The following is a 16650-nucleotide window of genomic DNA, read 5'->3' as shown; positions in this document are numbered from 1 at the left end:
GATCCCGGCCCGGCATCGGGTGGGCCGGCTCAGTAGCCGGCCTCGCGGTCAACCAGAAACATAAGCTCTTCGCCCGCCTCGCAGCGGCGGATGTTTTCCACCACCACCTGGCTGGCGGTGTCAGCGCGGGTGTCTGAGGCAATATGGGGTGTCACGGTCACATTGGCGTGGGCCCAGTAGGGATGACCGGCGGGCAGGGGTTCCACCCGGAACACGTCCAGTGTCGCATGGCTGATCTGGCCGCTGTCCAGCGCTGCCAGCAGGGCCTCGTCGTCGATCAGAGGACCCCGGCCCGGATTCACAATCATTGCGCCACGCGGCATCAGCGCCAGGGTGTCCGTATTCAGCAGGTTGGTGGTCTCCGGCGTGTCGGGCAGCAGCAGCACGAGGATTTCAGAGCGTGCCAGCACCGCGCGCAACCCGGTATCCCCGCCGTAACAGCTGATACCCGCAATATCTTTCTCGCTGCGGCTCCAGCCGGCCGTGTCAAACTTCAGTGCCGCCAGTGTCCCGGCCACAGCCTGACCCAGGGCGCCCAGCCCCAGAATGCCGACCCGGCGGTTGCGCGCCAGTGGTGGCGGCTGCTGGCACCAGTCGCCATTCTGCCCGAGGATATGTCTGTCCATGCCCAGATGGTAGCGCAGCACATGGCCCGCGACCCATTCACACATGCCTTCTTCCAGCCCGCTGTCCACCATCCGGGTCAGCGGCTGGGTCAGAGTTTTATTGCCGGTGATACGTTCCACCCCGGCCCAGAGGCTCATCACCGCTTTGCAGCGCGTATAGGGGGTGAAATCCTGCAGCTCTGAGCCGGGCGCGTAGACGATATAATCGACCTCATCCGGGGCGAATTCCCGCGATATGCAGGCAGAAAGCCCGGCCTGTTTCAGCAGAAAAGACAGGCTGGCGGAATAGACATCCCACTCACTGGGATTGGCAGCATAAAGAATGTTCAGGCTCACAGGCGTCCTCTCGGGCGATGAATATGGGCGCTTTGCACCAGGCCGAAGGCCAGCAGCAGCACCAGCATTGCCGAGCCGCCGTAAGACACCATCGGCAGCGGCACACCGACCACCGGTACAAGCCCCATCACCATCGACATATTGACGGCAAAGAAAAGGAAAAAAGTGCCGCCGATGCCGATGGTCAGCAGCGCGCCGAACCGGTCTTTGTTGCTGATGCCCGACGCAATGCAAAACGCCAGCACCAGCCCAAACAGCGCCAACAGGCCCATGCCGCCAACAAAACCGAACTCTTCGGCGAGCGTAGTGAAAATAAAGTCAGTCTGTTTCTCCGGCAGAAAGTTCAGCCGCGACTGAGTACCCTGCATGAAACCGCGGCCGTTCCAGCCACCGGACCCCAGCGCAATTTTCGACTGGGTGATGTGATAACCGGCGCCCAGCGGGTCGCGGGACGGATCCAGAAACGTATCAATCCGGCTGTACTGATAGTCTTTCAGCAACTGCCAGGGCGTGCCCCGGCTGGAAAATACCGCGGCGACCAGCCCGACGACCATGGCGAATACCGCGCCAAAATAGGCCCAATGCACCCCGGCCACAAACATTACAATGGCACCGCCGGCAATGATCAGTATTGAAGTGCCCAGATCAGGTTGGCGCAACACGAGCGCGGTGGGCAACAGGATCAGAAACACCGGCAGCAGCACCCAGAGCGGGCGCGAGACTTTGCGGATATCGAGAAAATCGTAATAGGCGGCCAGCATTACCACCACGGCGATTTTCATCAGCTCTGAAGGCTGCAGTCGCATGAAACCGAGATCAATCCAGCGCTGTGCCCCCATGCCAGTGGTGCCAAACAGCTCAACGGCCACGAGCAGCAGCAGCGAGCCGATATAAGCAAGTGCCGCCATGTTGCGCCAGAACCAGATCGGCACCATTGCCACGATGAACATGGCACCCATGCCCAGTGCAAAGCGTTTCATCTGTGGTGCGGCCCAGGGCTCTAATGAGCCGCCAGCCACCGAATAGAGCATGACAAAACCGACACTGGCCACGGTGGAGAGCAACAGCACCAGTGCCCAGTTGAGATGCAGCACTTTGCGCCAGCCGGTGGGTATCGTCTTCAGATTGTTCTCAAGATAGCTCATGCGCGGCTCCGGCCGCTGCCCGGCTTGATCTGGCGCAGCTGAAGCGCGTCCTGGCGCGCTTTGATGGTGCTGCGCTGGCTGGCCGGATAGGCTGTGAGCGGTGGCAACTGACCATATTGCGCCTGCAACATGATGTCGCGCGCCACCGGTGCGGCCGCGGTTGATCCGCCGCCGCCATGTTCGACCACCACTGAAACCGCGTATTTTGGTTTGTCATAGGGCGCGAAGGCGACAAACAGCGCGTGGTCCCGTTGCTCCCAGGGCACTTCTTTGTTGTTCACCAGCGCGTTGCTGACCTGGCTGGTGCCGGTCTTGCCGGCCATCTGCATCGCCTCGTCAATGATGCGCGAACGGTAGGCGGTGCCGCGGGTCTCGTTGGAGACCGCATACATGCCTTTGCGCACCACGCGCAGCATGTTTTCATTTATATTCAGCTTTTCGCCATCTCTGACCGGCTGCTCCACACCGCCAATGGATTTGATCAGACGCGGCGTGATCGCCCGGCCGGTGGCAAGCCGGGCCGACATCACCGCCAGCTGCAGCGGCGAGGCCAGCACATAGCCCTGTCCGATCGACGCATTCACTGAATCCCCGATCAACCATTCCGCACCGTGGCGGGCAAACTTCCAGTCTTTGGTTGGCGTCAGCCCGGCTGAGATGCTGGAGACCGGCAGGTCATAACGACGGCCAAAACCGAGGCGCCGCGCCATCTCGGAGGTCTTTTCGATCCCGACCCGCAGTGACATCTCATAATAATAGACGTCACAGGAATATTTCAGGCTCTGCTCCATATTCACATTGCCATGTCCGCCGCGCTTCCAGCATTTGAATTTGCGGCCGCCGACCTCAAGAAAACCCGGGCAATAAACAGTTTCTTCCGGACGCACCACGCCGGCTTCCAGAGCGGCCAGCGCGGTGACCATTTTATAGGTGGAACCGGGCGGATAGGCGCCCTGCGCCGGCTTGTTTGGCAGCGGCCGGAACTTGTTGTCCAGCAGGGCGCGGTAATCGGCCCTGGAAATTCCGCGCACGAACTTATTGGGGTCAAAGGAGGGCGCCGAGCCCATCGCCAGGATGTCGCCGGTCTCCACATCCAGTACCACCGCCGCGGCGCTTTGACCGGCCAGCCGGGCCTGCACAAAATTCTGCAACCGGCTGTCCACGGTCATCTGCACCGGGGCACCGGCGGTGCCGTCGATCCGGTCCAGTTCGCGGATTACACGCCCGACGGCATTGACTTCAATGCGGCGGGTGCCGGCTGAGCCGCGCAAAGTGCGCTCGAGCTCGCTTTCAGCGCCGCGTTTGCCGACCTGAAACTTCGGGATCTCCAGCAGCGGATCGTCGTCGCCGGATTGTTCCAGGTATTTTTCCGAAACCGCACCGACATAGCCGACCAGGTGGGCAAAATCCTCGCCCATCGGGTAATAGCGCGACAGGCCGACCTCGGGGGTCACCCCGGGCAGCGCCGGCGCATTCACCGCCACTTCCGCCACCTCGTCCCAGTTCAGCCGGTCGGCGATGGTCACCGGAACAAAGGACGAGCGGCGGCGCAATTCGCGGCGGGCGCGTTCGATCTCATCCGCTGTCAGCGCCACCAGCCGGGATATTTTGGCAAGCGTCTCATCGAGGTCGCCGGCGTCTTCGCGCACCACCACGATGCGGTAAATCTGTTCATTGTCGGCAATCACAACGCCGTTGCGGTCGTAGATCAGACCCCGCGCCGGCGCCAGCAGCCGCAGGTTGATGCGGTTTTCTTCTGCCAGCAGAAGGTATTGGTCGGCCTGGTCGACCTGCAGGTAGCGCATGCGTAGCCCCAGCCCGCCCATAAAGGTCAGCTGCGCGCCGCCCAGGATCAGCGCGCGCCGCGAAATGGTGCGCGCCGAGGCCAGGGTGTCTTTGGCGGCTCGTTTCATATCCGATGCCCCATCTGATCAATTTCACCCGGGGTGATTTTGCGCACCCGCAACAGCAGCACCGATCCCAGAACCACCAGCGGGTAGGCCGCCAGGGTGGCCAGCACCTGCAACAGCGACATGCCAAAAGGCTGCCGGTCCACCATCAGCAGCGCCAGCACCAGCTGATTGGCAAGGGCCATCGCCAGCAGCACGCCGCCGACGCGGGCAAGTTCAAGCGCAAAGGACAGTTCACGGGCCACGCCCTGACGGTTGCGCAACACCTGAAGCCCGATCACAAACAACGCCGCCCACAGCCCTGGCGGGCGCATGAACAACATGTCAAGGACCATCATAATGCCGCCGGCCAGCAAGACCGGCACGTAATCCGGGCGGCGCAGCACCCAGGCGAAACTCAGCGCCACAAACATATCCGGCCCGGGCAGGTGGCCGGAACCTGGCCGCAATGGCAGCAGGTGGAAAAATACAATCAGCAGCGCCAGTACACTCAGCATGAGGCGATAGAGGAACCGTCGCAGGGTCAGCGGATCAACCATCGCCGGCGTCCAGATGCGGGTCAGTCGGGGCGATCGGATCTTCCGGGAACTGCACCAGCTCCGGCGGTGTCGCCGGCGCGCCGGGCGGTGCGATCAGATCGCCCTGGCCCGCGATTTTTTCCGGGTTCCGGCTGCGCAGCACCCGCAGGAATTCAAGCCGTTCATAATCGGCGGCTAGCCGGATGCGCAGGCGACGGTCTTTGCCAAGCGCCACCTGGCCCACCAGCAGCCCGGCGGGGAAAACGCCACCGTCACCCGAGGAGATCACCCGGTCGCCCGGGCGCACCAGTTCAGGGTTTTCGAGGAAGTCCACCGGTGGCGCGGCCGAGTTGTCCCCGACAAGGATGGCGCGCTGGCCTGAGGGCTGAATGGTCACCGGAATGCGGCTGTTGGAATCAGTGAGCAAAATGACGCGCGACGTATTGGCGCCGATACCCGAGATGCGGCCGACAAGCCCGATGCCGTCCATTGCCGCCCAGCCGTCCAGAATACCGTCCCGGGCGCCCACATTCAGCAATACCGACTGGCGGAACGGTGAGCCGCTGTCGGCCAGAACAACCCCGGTCACATAGGTCAGTTTGGGATCCAGCCGCACTTTGTTCAGCTCCAGCAGCCGGGCATTTTTCTGTTCCAGCTGCAGCGCGGCTTCTTTCCAGGCTTTCATGCGCTGCAACTCACGGCGCAGCTCCTGGTTCTGCTCATAGATGCGGTTGTAACTTTGGAAATCTTCTACCATGCGGGAGAATTTTGTCACCGGCGCCATCGCCCAGCTGAAAGAAGGCACCAGCTGGTCCACCAGCTGCGCCCGCAGCCGTTCAACACGCGGGTTGTCAATGCGCCACAGGATGAATGTCGCGAGGAAAAACAAGACCATAAGCCCGGTCAGAAGTCGTCTGACCGGGCGAATGTAAGCCTCACTGTTACGATCTGTTGCCAATGGGGGCTCCGGGTCGCGCAGCCCGTCAGGGCTGCTTAGCTTTCGTAGTCAATGACGTGGCGCAGCTGCTTTTCAAACTCAAGCGCTTTGCCGGTGCCAAGGGCCACACAATTCAGGGACTCATCGGCCACCGAAATGGCAAGGCCGGTCTGTTCGCGCAGCGCCAGATCCAGGTCGCCCAGCAGCGCGCCGCCACCGGTCAGCATCACCCCACGGTCGACAATATCCGCCGCCAGATCGGGCGGGGTGGCTTCCAGCGCCGTCATCACCGCTTCGCAGATCTGTTGCACCGGCTCTGACAGAGCTTCGGCGATCTGTGCCTGGGTGATTTCGATTTCCTTGGGCACCCCGTTCAACAGGTCGCGACCCCGCACGGACATTGCAGCGCCCCGGCCATCGTCGGGCATGCGCGCGGTGCCGATAGAAGTCTTGATCCGCTCCGCGGTGGCTTCTCCGACCAGCAGGTTCTGCTGCCGGCGCAGGTAAGAAATAATCGCTTCGTCCATCCGGTCACCACCGACTCGCACGGACCGCGCGTAAACGATGTCGCCGAGCGAAAGCACCGCCACTTCGGTGGTGCCGCCACCGATATCAACAACCATGTTGCCGGTCGGATCTGTGATCGGCATGCCAGCGCCGATGGCGGCTGCAATGGGTTCTGCGATCAGGCCAGCGCGCCGTGCACCTGCCGAGAGAACCGATTGGCGAATCGCCCGTTTTTCCACCGGGGTGGCGCCATGGGGCACGCAGACGATGATCTTGGGCTTGGAGAATGTGGTGCGCCGGTGCACTTTGCGGATGAAATATTTGATCATCTCTTCGGCGGTGTCGAAATCGGCAATAACGCCTTCGCGCATCGGGCGGATGGCCTGAATAGAACCAGGTGTACGGCCCAGCATCAGCTTGGCGTCTTCGCCTACGGCCAGGACCTGTCTGCGCCCGTCTTTAACGTGATACGCCACAACGGAAGGTTCATTGAGAATGATACCTTTGTTTTTGACATAGACCAGCGTGTTCGCGGTCCCCAGATCAATAGCCATGTCGGACGAAAATAGTCCTGCGAAACCGAACATATTTTATGGGCTTTCCGTTTAATCCAAATCTCAAAGAAGACCGGGACCCGACCTTCTGTCCGGCATGTATAAGCAGGCGCGGTGTGAAGGGAAAGCCCCGTGCGGACCATTCGCGTAATTCCGCCGGATCCCGGGGGGACGGTGCTGGCTGCAGTGTGGTTGCGCGGCCAGAAAAGGCACCGGGTCAGCGAGATGTACTCGCGGTGCAGGCGTGACAGGAGGGGCAATGCCAGGGCAGTACCAGGCTGGCAGCGCGGTGCCGGTTTATCGTGTGCGCATTGTATGAGGCGCCTGCGGCAGAGCATATGGTTTGACCGCTGTGCAATGGGGCAACGGGGCGCCGGCCCGTCGGGGCCGGCGCAGAGTCACAAAGACGGGTCTCAGGATACGTCTTTATAATCGACGGTTTTCAGGTCTGAATCCGGGGCTGATTTCTCCCGGCGCAGCAGCAGCCGGTTCAGTGCAGTGACATAGGCGCGGGCGCTGGCCACCACGGTGTCGGTATCTGCCGACGTGCCGGTGGCAATCCTGCCGTCTTCTTCCAGCCGCACCGAGACAGTGGCCTGGGCGTCGGTGCCCTCAGTCACGGCGCCGACCTGATACAGTTGCAGTGTCGCTGTGGTCGGGAAGATCTCTTTGATTGCTCTGAAGGTCGCATCCACCGGCCCGTCGCCGGTCGCGGTGACGGATCTCTCCGCGCCATCCACTTTCAGCGTCAGCGCGGCTTCCTGCGGGCCTTCGGTGCCGCAGACCACGCGCAGGGATTTGAGCTGAATGCGCACGTTTTCCGGTGCGCCGGAAGTGTCGCCCATCAGTGCAACCAGGTCGTCGTCATAGACTTCCTTCTTGCGGTCGGCCAGTTCCTTGAAACGCACAAACACGTCTTTGAGCTCATTGTCGCCCAGCGAAAAACCGAGGTTTTCCAGCTTGGAGCGCAGCGCGGCGCGGCCGGAATGTTTGCCCATCACGATGTTGGTTTCGCTCAGACCCACATCTTCGGGGCGCATGATTTCAAAGGTTTCGGCGTTTTTCAGCATGCCGTCCTGGTGGATGCCGCTTTCATGGGCAAAGGCGTTTTTACCCACAATCGCTTTGTTAAACTGCACCGCAAAGCCGGACACTGTGGCGACCCGGCGCGACAGGTTCATTATTTTTGTGGTGTCAATATTGGAACGGTAGGGCAGGCGGTCATTGCGCACTTTCAGCGCCATCACCACCTCTTCCAGCGCGGTGTTGCCGGCGCGTTCGCCAAGCCCGTTGATGGTGCATTCAATCTGACGCGCACCGGCCTCAACTGCGGCAAGGCTGTTGGCCGTCGCCATGCCCAGATCGTTGTGGCAATGGGTGGCAAAGATGATTTCGTCCGCGCCGGGCACCCGGTTCAACAGCATCGCGATCAGCTCAGAGCTTTCGCGCGGAATGGTATAGCCCACGGTGTCGGGGATGTTGATGGTGGTGGCACCGGCTTTGATGGCGATTTCCACCACCCGGCAGAGGTAGTCTTCTTCGGTGCGGGTGGCATCCATCGGCGACCATTGCACATTGTCGCAGAGATTGCGTGCATAGGTGACGGTGTCGTGAATGCGGTCGGCCATTTCATCCATGTTCAGATTGGGGATCTGACGGTGCAGCGGCGAGGTGCCAATGAAAGTGTGGATGCGGGGGGAGCGCGCATATTTCACCGCTTCCCAGCAGCGGTCAATATCGCGAAAATTGGCGCGGGACAGACCACAGATCGTTGAGTTCACAGCGTTTTTGGAAATATCTCTGACAGCGGCGAAATCGCCCTCAGAAGCGATGGGGAAACCGGCTTCGATAATGTCGACGCCCATTTCATCCAGCATCGCGGCAATCTCGAGCTTTTCATTGTGGCTCATGGTGGCGCCGGGGCTTTGCTCGCCATCGCGCAGGGTGGTGTCAAAAATCAGGACGCGGTCCTGGTCACGTGTATCGGTCATGGGTCAGGTCTTTCGTTTTGCCTTAGCAGGCGGGGCGCGCTCGGCGCTGTATCGGGGAGAGTGTCCGGGGTATTTAAGGTCGGCGCTGGGCACTTCTGAGCGGTCGCGCCGGAGGCACGCTCAGAAGCTGCTAAGGAGAAGAAGAGCACGAAGGGGCAGTCCGCGCAGCGGCGCGGAGGATTTCAAAGAGATATGTGCCTTCAGTGTCATAATCAGGACTTTAGCGCCGCCCCTGGAAAAGACAAGCGGCAAATCGCGGTATTTCTCTCTGTTTTCAAGCTTGCGCTGCGGAGGGTGCGCAGCGCAGCCGCGGCGGCGCTGTGGCGTTTTCCGGGGCGGCGGCTCTTGCCGCGGAATGCGGCGTCAGCCTGTGTGGCGGGTGCCGCCTGGTTGCGGGCTTATTCGCTTACAGTGGCGGCGTCCCCTGTGGCGGTGTCGCCGGTGGCGGCTTCCACTGTACTGGTACTGGTGGCATCGCTGACGTCCGAAGCTGCGCTGTCGTCCCCATTGGCCGCCTCGCTGTCATCGTTGAGTGCCCCGTTTTCCCACTCGCCGCTTTCGACCTGGCCGGAGGCGTAGTTGATGGTGCCGCTGCCCTGGCGTTTGCCGTTTCTGAACGTGCCGGTGTAAACATCGCCGTTGGCGTAGGTGGCCACACCTTCGCCTTCTATCTCACCGCCCTTCCAGCTGCCGCTGTAGGTAAAACCACCCGGCATGGTGATCTTGCCCTGGCCTTCGCGCTGACCGGCGACAAAACGGCCTTCATAAACAGTGCCGTCGGCATAGTTTGCCACGCCCTGGCCGTCGCGCTTGCCGTCCACCCAGTCGCCGTCATAGCTGTAACCGTCAGTATAGGTCATCTTGCCCTTGCCGTGGTTGCGGGCGTTCTTGAACTGACCTTCATAGACCAGCCCGTTGGCGTAGCGCGCGATGCCGGAGCCGTCGATGACGCCGTAGATCCAGTCGCCCTCATAGGTATTGCCGTCGGGATAGGTGATTTTGCCGGTGCCATGGGCCAGGTCGTCGGCGAAATCTCCGTTATAGCGGGAGCCATCAGGATAGGTGACCTCGCCTTTGCCCTCAATGCGGCCGTCGACCCAGGCGCCGTTATAGACGTAGCCGTCGGTGCCGGTGAAGCGGCCCTGACCCTGGCGTTTGTCGTCCGTAAAGGCGCCTTCATAGATGTCGCCATTGGCATAGGTGACACGGCCTTCGCCCTGGCGTTTGCCGGTCACCAGCGTGCCATCATAGACATCACCATTGGGCTGGGTCAGCACGCCCTGGCCATTGATCTGGCCGCTCGCCCAGGCACCGTCATAGGTCAACCCGTCCGGCAGGCTCAGCTTGCCCTGGCCGTGGCGCTCTCCGGCCAGCATTTCACCAGAGTAGACGGCGCCGTCAGGATAGGTGATGCGGCCGAAGCCCTCTTTGACGCCGGCGCGCCAGTCGCCGTCATAGATATAACCGCTGTCAGACGTCATGCGGCCTTTGCCCTCGTGCAGGGCGTTTATGAACGCGCCCTCATAGCGCACCCCGTTGGCATAGACCGCCACGCCCTGACCGTTGATCGCGCCATCCGCCCAGTCGCCCTCATAGGTGGAGCCGTCCGGGTAGGTAATCTTGCCCAAGCCTTCCTGTTTGCCCTTGGCAAAGCGGCCTTCATACACCGCGCCATTGGGAAAGCGCGCCACGCCCTGGCCGCGGATCTCGCCCATCACCCATTCGCCGCTGTATTCATAGCCGTTGGGCAGGCGGTAGGTGCCGGTGCCGTGCTGTTCGCCATCTTTAAAGGTGCCCTCATAGACACCGCCCTCGGCGTATTGCTTGGTGATGACCCTTGTGCTGGTCTGCGCCGCTGCCGGCAGGGCAAGTGCGGCGCTGAGCGCCAGGGCAGAGAGGCCATATGCCAGGCCGCGGATCAGGCCCCAATTCAGGCTCCGTGTCTGGCCCGAATTTGGGCCCGGGCGGCGGGCGACTGATTTCTGCAATGAATTCTGTAACGATTTCTGCACGGTATATCCCATCAATCCGGATGGCCGCCCTCGACGGCCCCGGGCCGATTGCGGCCCTTTTGAGGCTGAAGAGTAGTGGAGCAGACATAGAGGAGCAATGTTTTTTGGTCGCAAGCATCTTTCCCTTGCCGCCAAGTCTGTTAAATCAGGGGGCAGGATCAAGAGGAACCACTATGGCCCAGAGATTTCGTCTGACACTTGCACAGCTGAACCCCACAGTTGGCGCGCTGGCTGCCAATATTGAGCTGGCCCGGGAGGCCTGGCAGCAGGCCCGCGCTGCCGGGGCGGATATGGTGGCGTTGCCCGAGATGTTTGTCTCGGGCTACCAGGCCCAGGACCTGGTGCGTAAGCCGGCTTTTGTCGCCGATTGCGTGGCGCGCATTGAGGCGCTGGCAGCAGAGTTGGCCGATGGGCCGGCGATGGGCATTGGCGGGCCGGTGTCGATCGGCGATAAACTGCACAACGGCTATTTCATCCTGCAACAGGGCCGGGTGAAGACCGTGGTGCTGAAACACCACTTGCCCAATGAAGATGTGTTTGATGAAGAACGACTTTTTGACGCCGGCCCCATAAACGGCCCTTATCAGGTAGGGCCGCTGCGGATCGGCACCCCGATCTGTGAAGACGCCTGGTTTGACGATGTTGCTGAGGCGCTGCAGGAAACCGGGGCGCAGATCCTGATGGTGCCCAACGGCTCGCCCTATTATCGCAACAAGTTCGACCGCCGCATGTCGGTGATGGTCAGCCGGGTGGTCGAGACCGGTCTGCCGGCGATCTATCTGAACCTTGTGGGTGGTCAGGATGACCAGGTGTTTGACGGCGGCTCGTTTGTGCTGAACCCACACGGGGTACTGGCGCACCAGCTGCCGGTCTATGACCAGTTGCTGCGCCATGTGGACTTTGAGGAAGGGCCTGAGGGCTGGGCTGCACTGCCCGGCGAGATCGTCAGCCATCCGGATGAATGGGAGCAGGATTACCGGGTGATGGTGGAATCACTGCGCGACTACATGGGCAAAACCGGCTTTAAAAAGGTGCTTTTGGGCCTGTCCGGCGGCATTGACTCCGCCATCGTGGCGACGATTGCGGTGGATGCGCTGGGCGCAGACAACGTGCGCTGCGTGATGCTGCCGTCGGAATACACCTCACAAGGCTCGCTGGACGATGCTAAAGAGATCGCAGAAAATCTCGGGTGCCGCTATGATTACGTGCCGATCAAAGAAGGGCGCGACGCCATTTCCAATACGCTCTCAGTGCTGTTTGACGGGCATGAGCCCGGTCTGGCTGAGGAGAACATCCAATCGCGGCTGCGTGGTCTGCTGTTGATGGCAATGTCGAATAAATTTGGCGAGATGCTGCTGACCACCGGCAATAAATCCGAGGTCGCGGTGGGCTATGCCACCATCTATGGCGATATGGCGGGCGGCTATAACCCGATCAAAGATCTCTATAAAACCCGCGTGTTTGAGCAATGCCGCTGGCGCAACGACAATCACCGCGACTGGATGGCCGGCCCTGCAGGCGCGGTGATTCCAGTGTCGATCATCGACAAACCCCCTTCAGCCGAGCTGCGTCCGGATCAGAAAGACAGCGACAGCCTGCCGGATTACCCGGTGCTGGATGCAATTCTCGAACAACTGGTCGACAAGGATGCCAGTGTCGCGGAAATTGTTGCCATGGGGCACTCGCGCGAGGTGGTGAAAAAAGTCGAACACCTGCTCTATATTTCGGAATATAAACGGTTTCAGTCCGCCCCCGGTGCGCGGCTGACCAAGGGCGCTTTCTGGCTTGATCGCCGCTATCCGATTGTGAATCGCTGGCGCGACGAGAGCTGACAGGCTGGCCGGTTTGACCGTCTGGCCGGGTAAAGGCTTCACCGGCGGAGGCGTAACCGGGTTGTTGGTCTGGCGGCGCTGAGGTGTGATCGCGCTGCAAGGCGGGCTCTGCTGATGGGCTGACGGGGCTGGATACGGGCGCGACTGCCACTGCGCGGGCAGGGCAGGACTGCAGGAGGGTGTCATGGCTGAGAACAAGACCCAACCGACGAATCAGAACGTCGCCGCATTTCTGGCGGCGATCGACCATCCCACCAGGCGGGCCGATGCGCAGGTGCTGGATCAGCTGTTTCGCGACATTACCGGGTTTGAACCGGTCATGTGGGGCAGTTCCATCATTGGGTATGGCCGCTATCACTACACCTATAAAACTGGCCGTCAGGGCGATTGTCAGGCCACCGGTTTTGCCGCGCAAAAAGCACGCCTGTCGCTGTATATCATGCCCGGATACCAGGATATGGGCGACCTGCTGGATCGTCTCGGCAAACATAAAACCGGCGCCGCCTGCCTGTATATCAACAAACTGGCGGATGTGGATATGGCGGTGCTGGAGCAGGTCATCCGCCGGGGCCTGGAACAACTGAACGCCATCTGGCCCGTTGAACCACATTAAAGGCCTTTTTTGATCCCAGGTCGAAAACGGGCGCTGCCTGCTGATCGCCACATTCTGCGGGCCGCCTCCCAAATCCGCCCGGTGGGACACGAAAGCACGGTTCCGGGGAAAGGTGCAGCCGCGCCGGAGCAACCGCACCACGGCCCCCCCCTGGTCCCGCTGCCGGACCATGTGCAGCGCCTGCTTGGCCTTTTGATCCGGGCGTTGTATGACTGGGCAAATTTGAAATGGATCCGCTATGACCGTTACCCGCTTTGCCCCTTCGCCAACGGGCTTTCTTCACATTGGCAACCTGCGCACTGCGCTGTTCAATTACCTGATCGCCCGTAAGACAGGCGGCGAATTTGTGCTGCGTCTGGACGACACTGATCCGGAGCGTTCCAAACAGGAATATGCTGATGCGATCCAGCAAGACCTGGAATGGCTGGGGCTGACCTGGGACCGGGTTGAAACCCAGTCCAACCGGCTGGAACGGTATGAAGATGCGGCGCAGAAACTGCGCGACATTGGCCGGTTTTACGAGTGCTTTGAAACCCCGGTTGAGCTGGACCTGAAACGCAAGAAACAGCTTAATATGGGCAAGCCGCCGGTCTATGACCGCTCGGCGCTGTCCCTGTCAGAAGATGAGAAAGCGGCGCTGCGCACGGAACGTGGCAATGGCCACTGGCGCTTTAAGCTGGATCTTGAACGCATTGACTGGACCGACGGCATTCTGGGCGATCTGTCGCTGGATGCGGCGTCGGTGTCTGATCCGGTGCTGATCCGGGGCGACGGCCAGTTCCTCTATACCCTGGCTTCGGTCTGTGACGATATCGACTATGGCATCACCCATGTGGTGCGTGGTTCAGACCACGTGACCAATACCGCGACTCAGATCCAGATTATCAAAGCGCTGGGCGGCACCGTGCCGGAATTTGCCCATCACTCCTTGCTGACCGGGCCGCAGGGCGAAGCGCTGTCCAAACGCCTGGGCGTGCTGGCGCTGCGTGATCTGCGCGAACAGGGGGTGGAGCCGATGGCGCTGCTGTCCCTGATGGCGCGTCTGGGCTCCAGCCAGCCGGTGGAGCTGCGCGCGTCGATGGAGGAGCTGATCGAGGGCTTTGACATCGGCCATTTTGGCTCGGCCCCGACCAAATTTGACGTCCGGGACGTGTTCCCGCTGACCGGCCGGGTGCTGGCGGCGCTGCCTTTTGAAACTGTAGCTTCTGAAGTTGCTGCGCTGGGTGTGCCGGCGGAGAAAGGCGAGGCCTTCTGGAATGTGGTGCGCGAAAACATCACTGTGAAAGCGGATATGGCGGCGTGGTGGGACCTGTTCCGCGACGGGGCTGAGGCGTTGGTGGAAGACGAGGACCGTGCTTTTGTCGCGGAAGCCTTTGCGATGCTGCCGCCGCTGCCCTATGGCGCGGACACCTGGTCAAGCTGGACTGCGGCGGTAAAACAGGCCACCGGGCGCAAAGGGCGTGGCTTGTTCATGCCGTTGCGCAAAGCGGTGACCGGGCGGTCAAAAGGCCCTGAAATGGCGGAGGTTCTGCCGCTGCTGCAGGTGGCACCCAAACTGTAACCGTTAGCAGTTGAAGATTGTGAGGGCGGCCGATGTGGCCGCCTAACAGGCAATCACCAAGGATCATACATCTGCATTTGGCGCTGCCATTTAAACATGTTACGGCAAAAGCAGGCCCTTTACCCTTCACTGATAGTCACCCACAGCCCCTAAAGTTTAGGGGCACGTTAGGGGCGGGCAGCGGCGAGATCGCCTCCGTCCGCTGCGGTTCATCACAAGGGGGCGATCTATGGCAAAGGGCCTGCACCTGCTCACCACCAAGGAAGTCGAAGCTGCCAAGACGCGTAACCAGAGCCAGCCAACGCTCACGAGGAGCCCGCTCCCCCGGGGCGGCCAAGTAGCCACGCAGAGCGCGCAGAACGGCCATTCTGCCGCCCTCAGATACGCACCGGCCCATAAGCGGGGCCACAAGGGTGCGGTGCGCTATGTAGAGCGCCATGAGCACGCCTAGTTCCTCATCGCCGGGCGGCACTGAGGGCGGGCGTCCGGGGCCTGCATGGCCCTTTCCACGGCTTGCCTTGGGAGGAGGTAGATCCGCGTCCGGCCACTTAGAAGGGCCCTCCGGCGCGCTCACAGCCAGTTTTCATGCCGGAGTTTGACTGACGTCCGGCAATGCCCTCGTTACATCGTAAGTGTCGGGCTTTGCGCCCGCTTTTCGGATGCGATCCGGCAAGTCCACTGTCAAAATGCGGGCCCATACACGCTCATTTTGGCGGTCGATCTGCGTTCGCCTGAAACGCCAGCGCAGCCAATCCGCTACCGCTGGGGCCAGCAGAGCGACGTCCACGCAAAACGCTTGGATCGCGCGGCGGAAGCCTGCCTCCAATGCGGCCAGATCAATTGTGCTCCCTGGCACCGATGGGCCCTTCTTCCACTCCCATCCGAGCCGGTTTGCAGCGCGCCGGGCTTCCGATTTGCTCCATTCAGCGGCGCTGATCTTCCCGGCAAAGAATTGCCGCCGCTGATGCTCCTGGTGTTCTCTTGCAGCCTTTGGCCCGGCGTGCCGTAAACACCGGCCCTTGCCTTCGCGGATTGGCGCGTTCTGACACGCAGCACCCGTTCGCGTCCGCGCGCCACACACCGCCGCACACTGCCCGCCCCGACGCACCAGTTGGTTCGCATCACGGAAGGCGGCTTCGTGCTCCAGGGACCAGAAGCTGGTTTTCATTTGCATATTGCGCACCTCCGTCAAGCAGGTCTTACATGGCTGATAATACCAGATTAAAACACTAAGGTACGGGAGGCGAGGTTATTCCAAACTCTGTCCCAACTTTTGCGCTTGCTAAGATGAAGCGGCTATTAGGTCTGAAGCCCAGTTCACATTCATCACCAGAAATCGTGCGGGCAACTTCCATTGGCTGCAACCACGCCCCTTCGTCCGTTCAGGGCCGACAGCGGTAGGCAAGCTGGGTCGCTCTGATCAGAGCCACGATAGCGGAAGGCCCCGGCTTGATCGCCGGGGATTTTTGCTTTTCAGGGTCGGGCATGTTCGCTACCTGTTCTCACCATGTACAAGTTCCACATTGTCTGCCGCTGCGGCCATCACGCGACCATTCCGCTGGACGGTATCCCCGGCGTGGACAGGATCGAGGACGTGCGGCGGGAACAGATCCTGACCCGCGCCAGATGCACGGTCTGCGGGTGGCGCGGAGCGGTTGATTTCAGGCAGTTGTGGGCAACACCGCCGCCGCCGCACAGCGCGAACGGGTGAGGGCGGCGGAAAGGGCCATCGCGGCGGCGGCGAGCGATCTGGTAGGGGATGCGCTCAGGTAGACGGGCGGTGCCGGCTGTGAGGGCCTACATCAGTCTAACCGCAGCGCTCGGCCATTCCGAGCCCGTTGTCCCCAATGCTGCTGCCGCAGAATTTCGTCAGGAAGGGCGGAGAGCATGCGTAATTGGGCTGCCTCTGTTCTGAGGTCGAGCTCCCGATAGGATCACAGGGTAGCTGTGAACAAGGGAGACAGATGATGGAATACTTTGTTGGACTAGATGTTTCGCTGCGATCCTGTGCGCTTTGCATTCTGGATAGCAAGGGAGCAGTAATGTTTGAGCGGGAGCTGCCTTGTGAGGTCGGCGATATCGCAGATTGCCTCGCAAGCTTCCCGCAT

Annotated in this window: 12 protein-coding genes; 3 read left to right on the top strand and 9 right to left on the bottom strand. The window is 61.2% G+C overall.

Annotation, left to right across the window (positions count from 1 at the left end):
• Positions 1–29 precede the first annotated feature (29 nt).
• From DWA01_RS09935 to DWA01_RS09900, 8 genes are all read right to left on the bottom strand, one after another.
• Positions 30–962, bottom strand: coding sequence for a 2-hydroxyacid dehydrogenase (locus tag DWA01_RS09935; protein WP_114285690.1), 933 nt, complete (start codon positions 960–962; stop codon positions 30–32).
• The gene (gene rodA / locus DWA01_RS09930) at positions 959–2107 is read right to left on the bottom strand and encodes a rod shape-determining protein RodA (RefSeq protein WP_114285689.1); all 1149 of its coding nucleotides are present in this window, start codon (positions 2105–2107) and stop codon (positions 959–961) included. The genes DWA01_RS09935 and rodA overlap by 4 nt, the downstream gene beginning before the upstream one ends.
• Positions 2104–4020, bottom strand: coding sequence for a penicillin-binding protein 2 (gene mrdA, locus DWA01_RS09925; protein ID WP_114285688.1), 1917 nt, complete (start codon positions 4018–4020; stop codon positions 2104–2106). The genes rodA and mrdA overlap by 4 nt, the downstream gene beginning before the upstream one ends.
• The gene (locus tag DWA01_RS09920; protein WP_114285687.1) at positions 4017–4556 is read right to left on the bottom strand and encodes a rod shape-determining protein MreD; all 540 of its coding nucleotides are present in this window, start codon (positions 4554–4556) and stop codon (positions 4017–4019) included. Before DWA01_RS09920 ends, mrdA begins: the two co-directional genes overlap by 4 nt.
• On the bottom strand, positions 4549–5493 hold the full coding sequence (gene mreC / locus DWA01_RS09915; RefSeq protein ID WP_114285686.1) for a rod shape-determining protein MreC: 945 nt from the start codon (positions 5491–5493) through the stop codon (positions 4549–4551). Before mreC ends, DWA01_RS09920 begins: the two co-directional genes overlap by 8 nt.
• Positions 5494–5528: 35 nt before the next feature.
• Positions 5529–6566: a rod shape-determining protein gene (locus DWA01_RS09910; RefSeq protein WP_114285685.1), complete on the bottom strand. Its 1038-nt coding sequence runs from the start codon at positions 6564–6566 to the stop codon at positions 5529–5531.
• Between the two features lie 380 nt (positions 6567–6946).
• Positions 6947–8524 carry a 2-isopropylmalate synthase gene (locus tag DWA01_RS09905; RefSeq protein WP_114285684.1) on the bottom strand — a complete coding sequence of 526 codons (1578 nt, stop codon included), beginning with the start codon at positions 8522–8524 and terminating at the stop codon, positions 6947–6949.
• Between the two features lie 398 nt (positions 8525–8922).
• Positions 8923–10443 carry an MORN repeat-containing protein gene (locus tag DWA01_RS09900; protein ID WP_419186993.1) on the bottom strand — a complete coding sequence of 507 codons (1521 nt, stop codon included), beginning with the start codon at positions 10441–10443 and terminating at the stop codon, positions 8923–8925.
• Positions 10444–10709: 266 nt separating this feature from the next.
• On the opposite strand from DWA01_RS09900, the gene DWA01_RS09895 reads away from it, so the two are divergent.
• From DWA01_RS09895 to gltX, 3 genes are all read left to right on the top strand, one after another.
• Positions 10710–12368: an NAD+ synthase gene (locus DWA01_RS09895; protein ID WP_114285682.1), complete on the top strand. Its 1659-nt coding sequence runs from the start codon at positions 10710–10712 to the stop codon at positions 12366–12368.
• Positions 12369–12552: 184 nt separating this feature from the next.
• Positions 12553–12981 (top strand): DUF1801 domain-containing protein, encoded by a 429-nt coding sequence (locus tag DWA01_RS09890; RefSeq protein ID WP_114285681.1) that lies wholly within the window; start codon positions 12553–12555, stop codon positions 12979–12981.
• A 238-nt stretch (positions 12982–13219) separates the two neighbouring features.
• Positions 13220–14542: a glutamate--tRNA ligase gene (gene gltX, locus DWA01_RS09885; protein ID WP_114285680.1), complete on the top strand. Its 1323-nt coding sequence runs from the start codon at positions 13220–13222 to the stop codon at positions 14540–14542.
• A 583-nt stretch (positions 14543–15125) separates the two neighbouring features.
• Here gltX and DWA01_RS09875 read toward each other — a convergent pair.
• The gene (locus DWA01_RS09875; RefSeq protein WP_114285678.1) at positions 15126–15716 is read right to left on the bottom strand and encodes a hypothetical protein; all 591 of its coding nucleotides are present in this window, start codon (positions 15714–15716) and stop codon (positions 15126–15128) included.
• Positions 15717–16650: the final 934 nt, after the last annotated feature.

This window comes from Candidatus Halocynthiibacter alkanivorans (genome assembly GCF_003333265.1).
Classification (GTDB): Bacteria; Pseudomonadota; Alphaproteobacteria; order Rhodobacterales; family Rhodobacteraceae; genus Halocyntiibacter_A; species Halocyntiibacter_A alkanivorans.
This window is presented reverse-complemented; position numbering and strand designations above follow the sequence as displayed.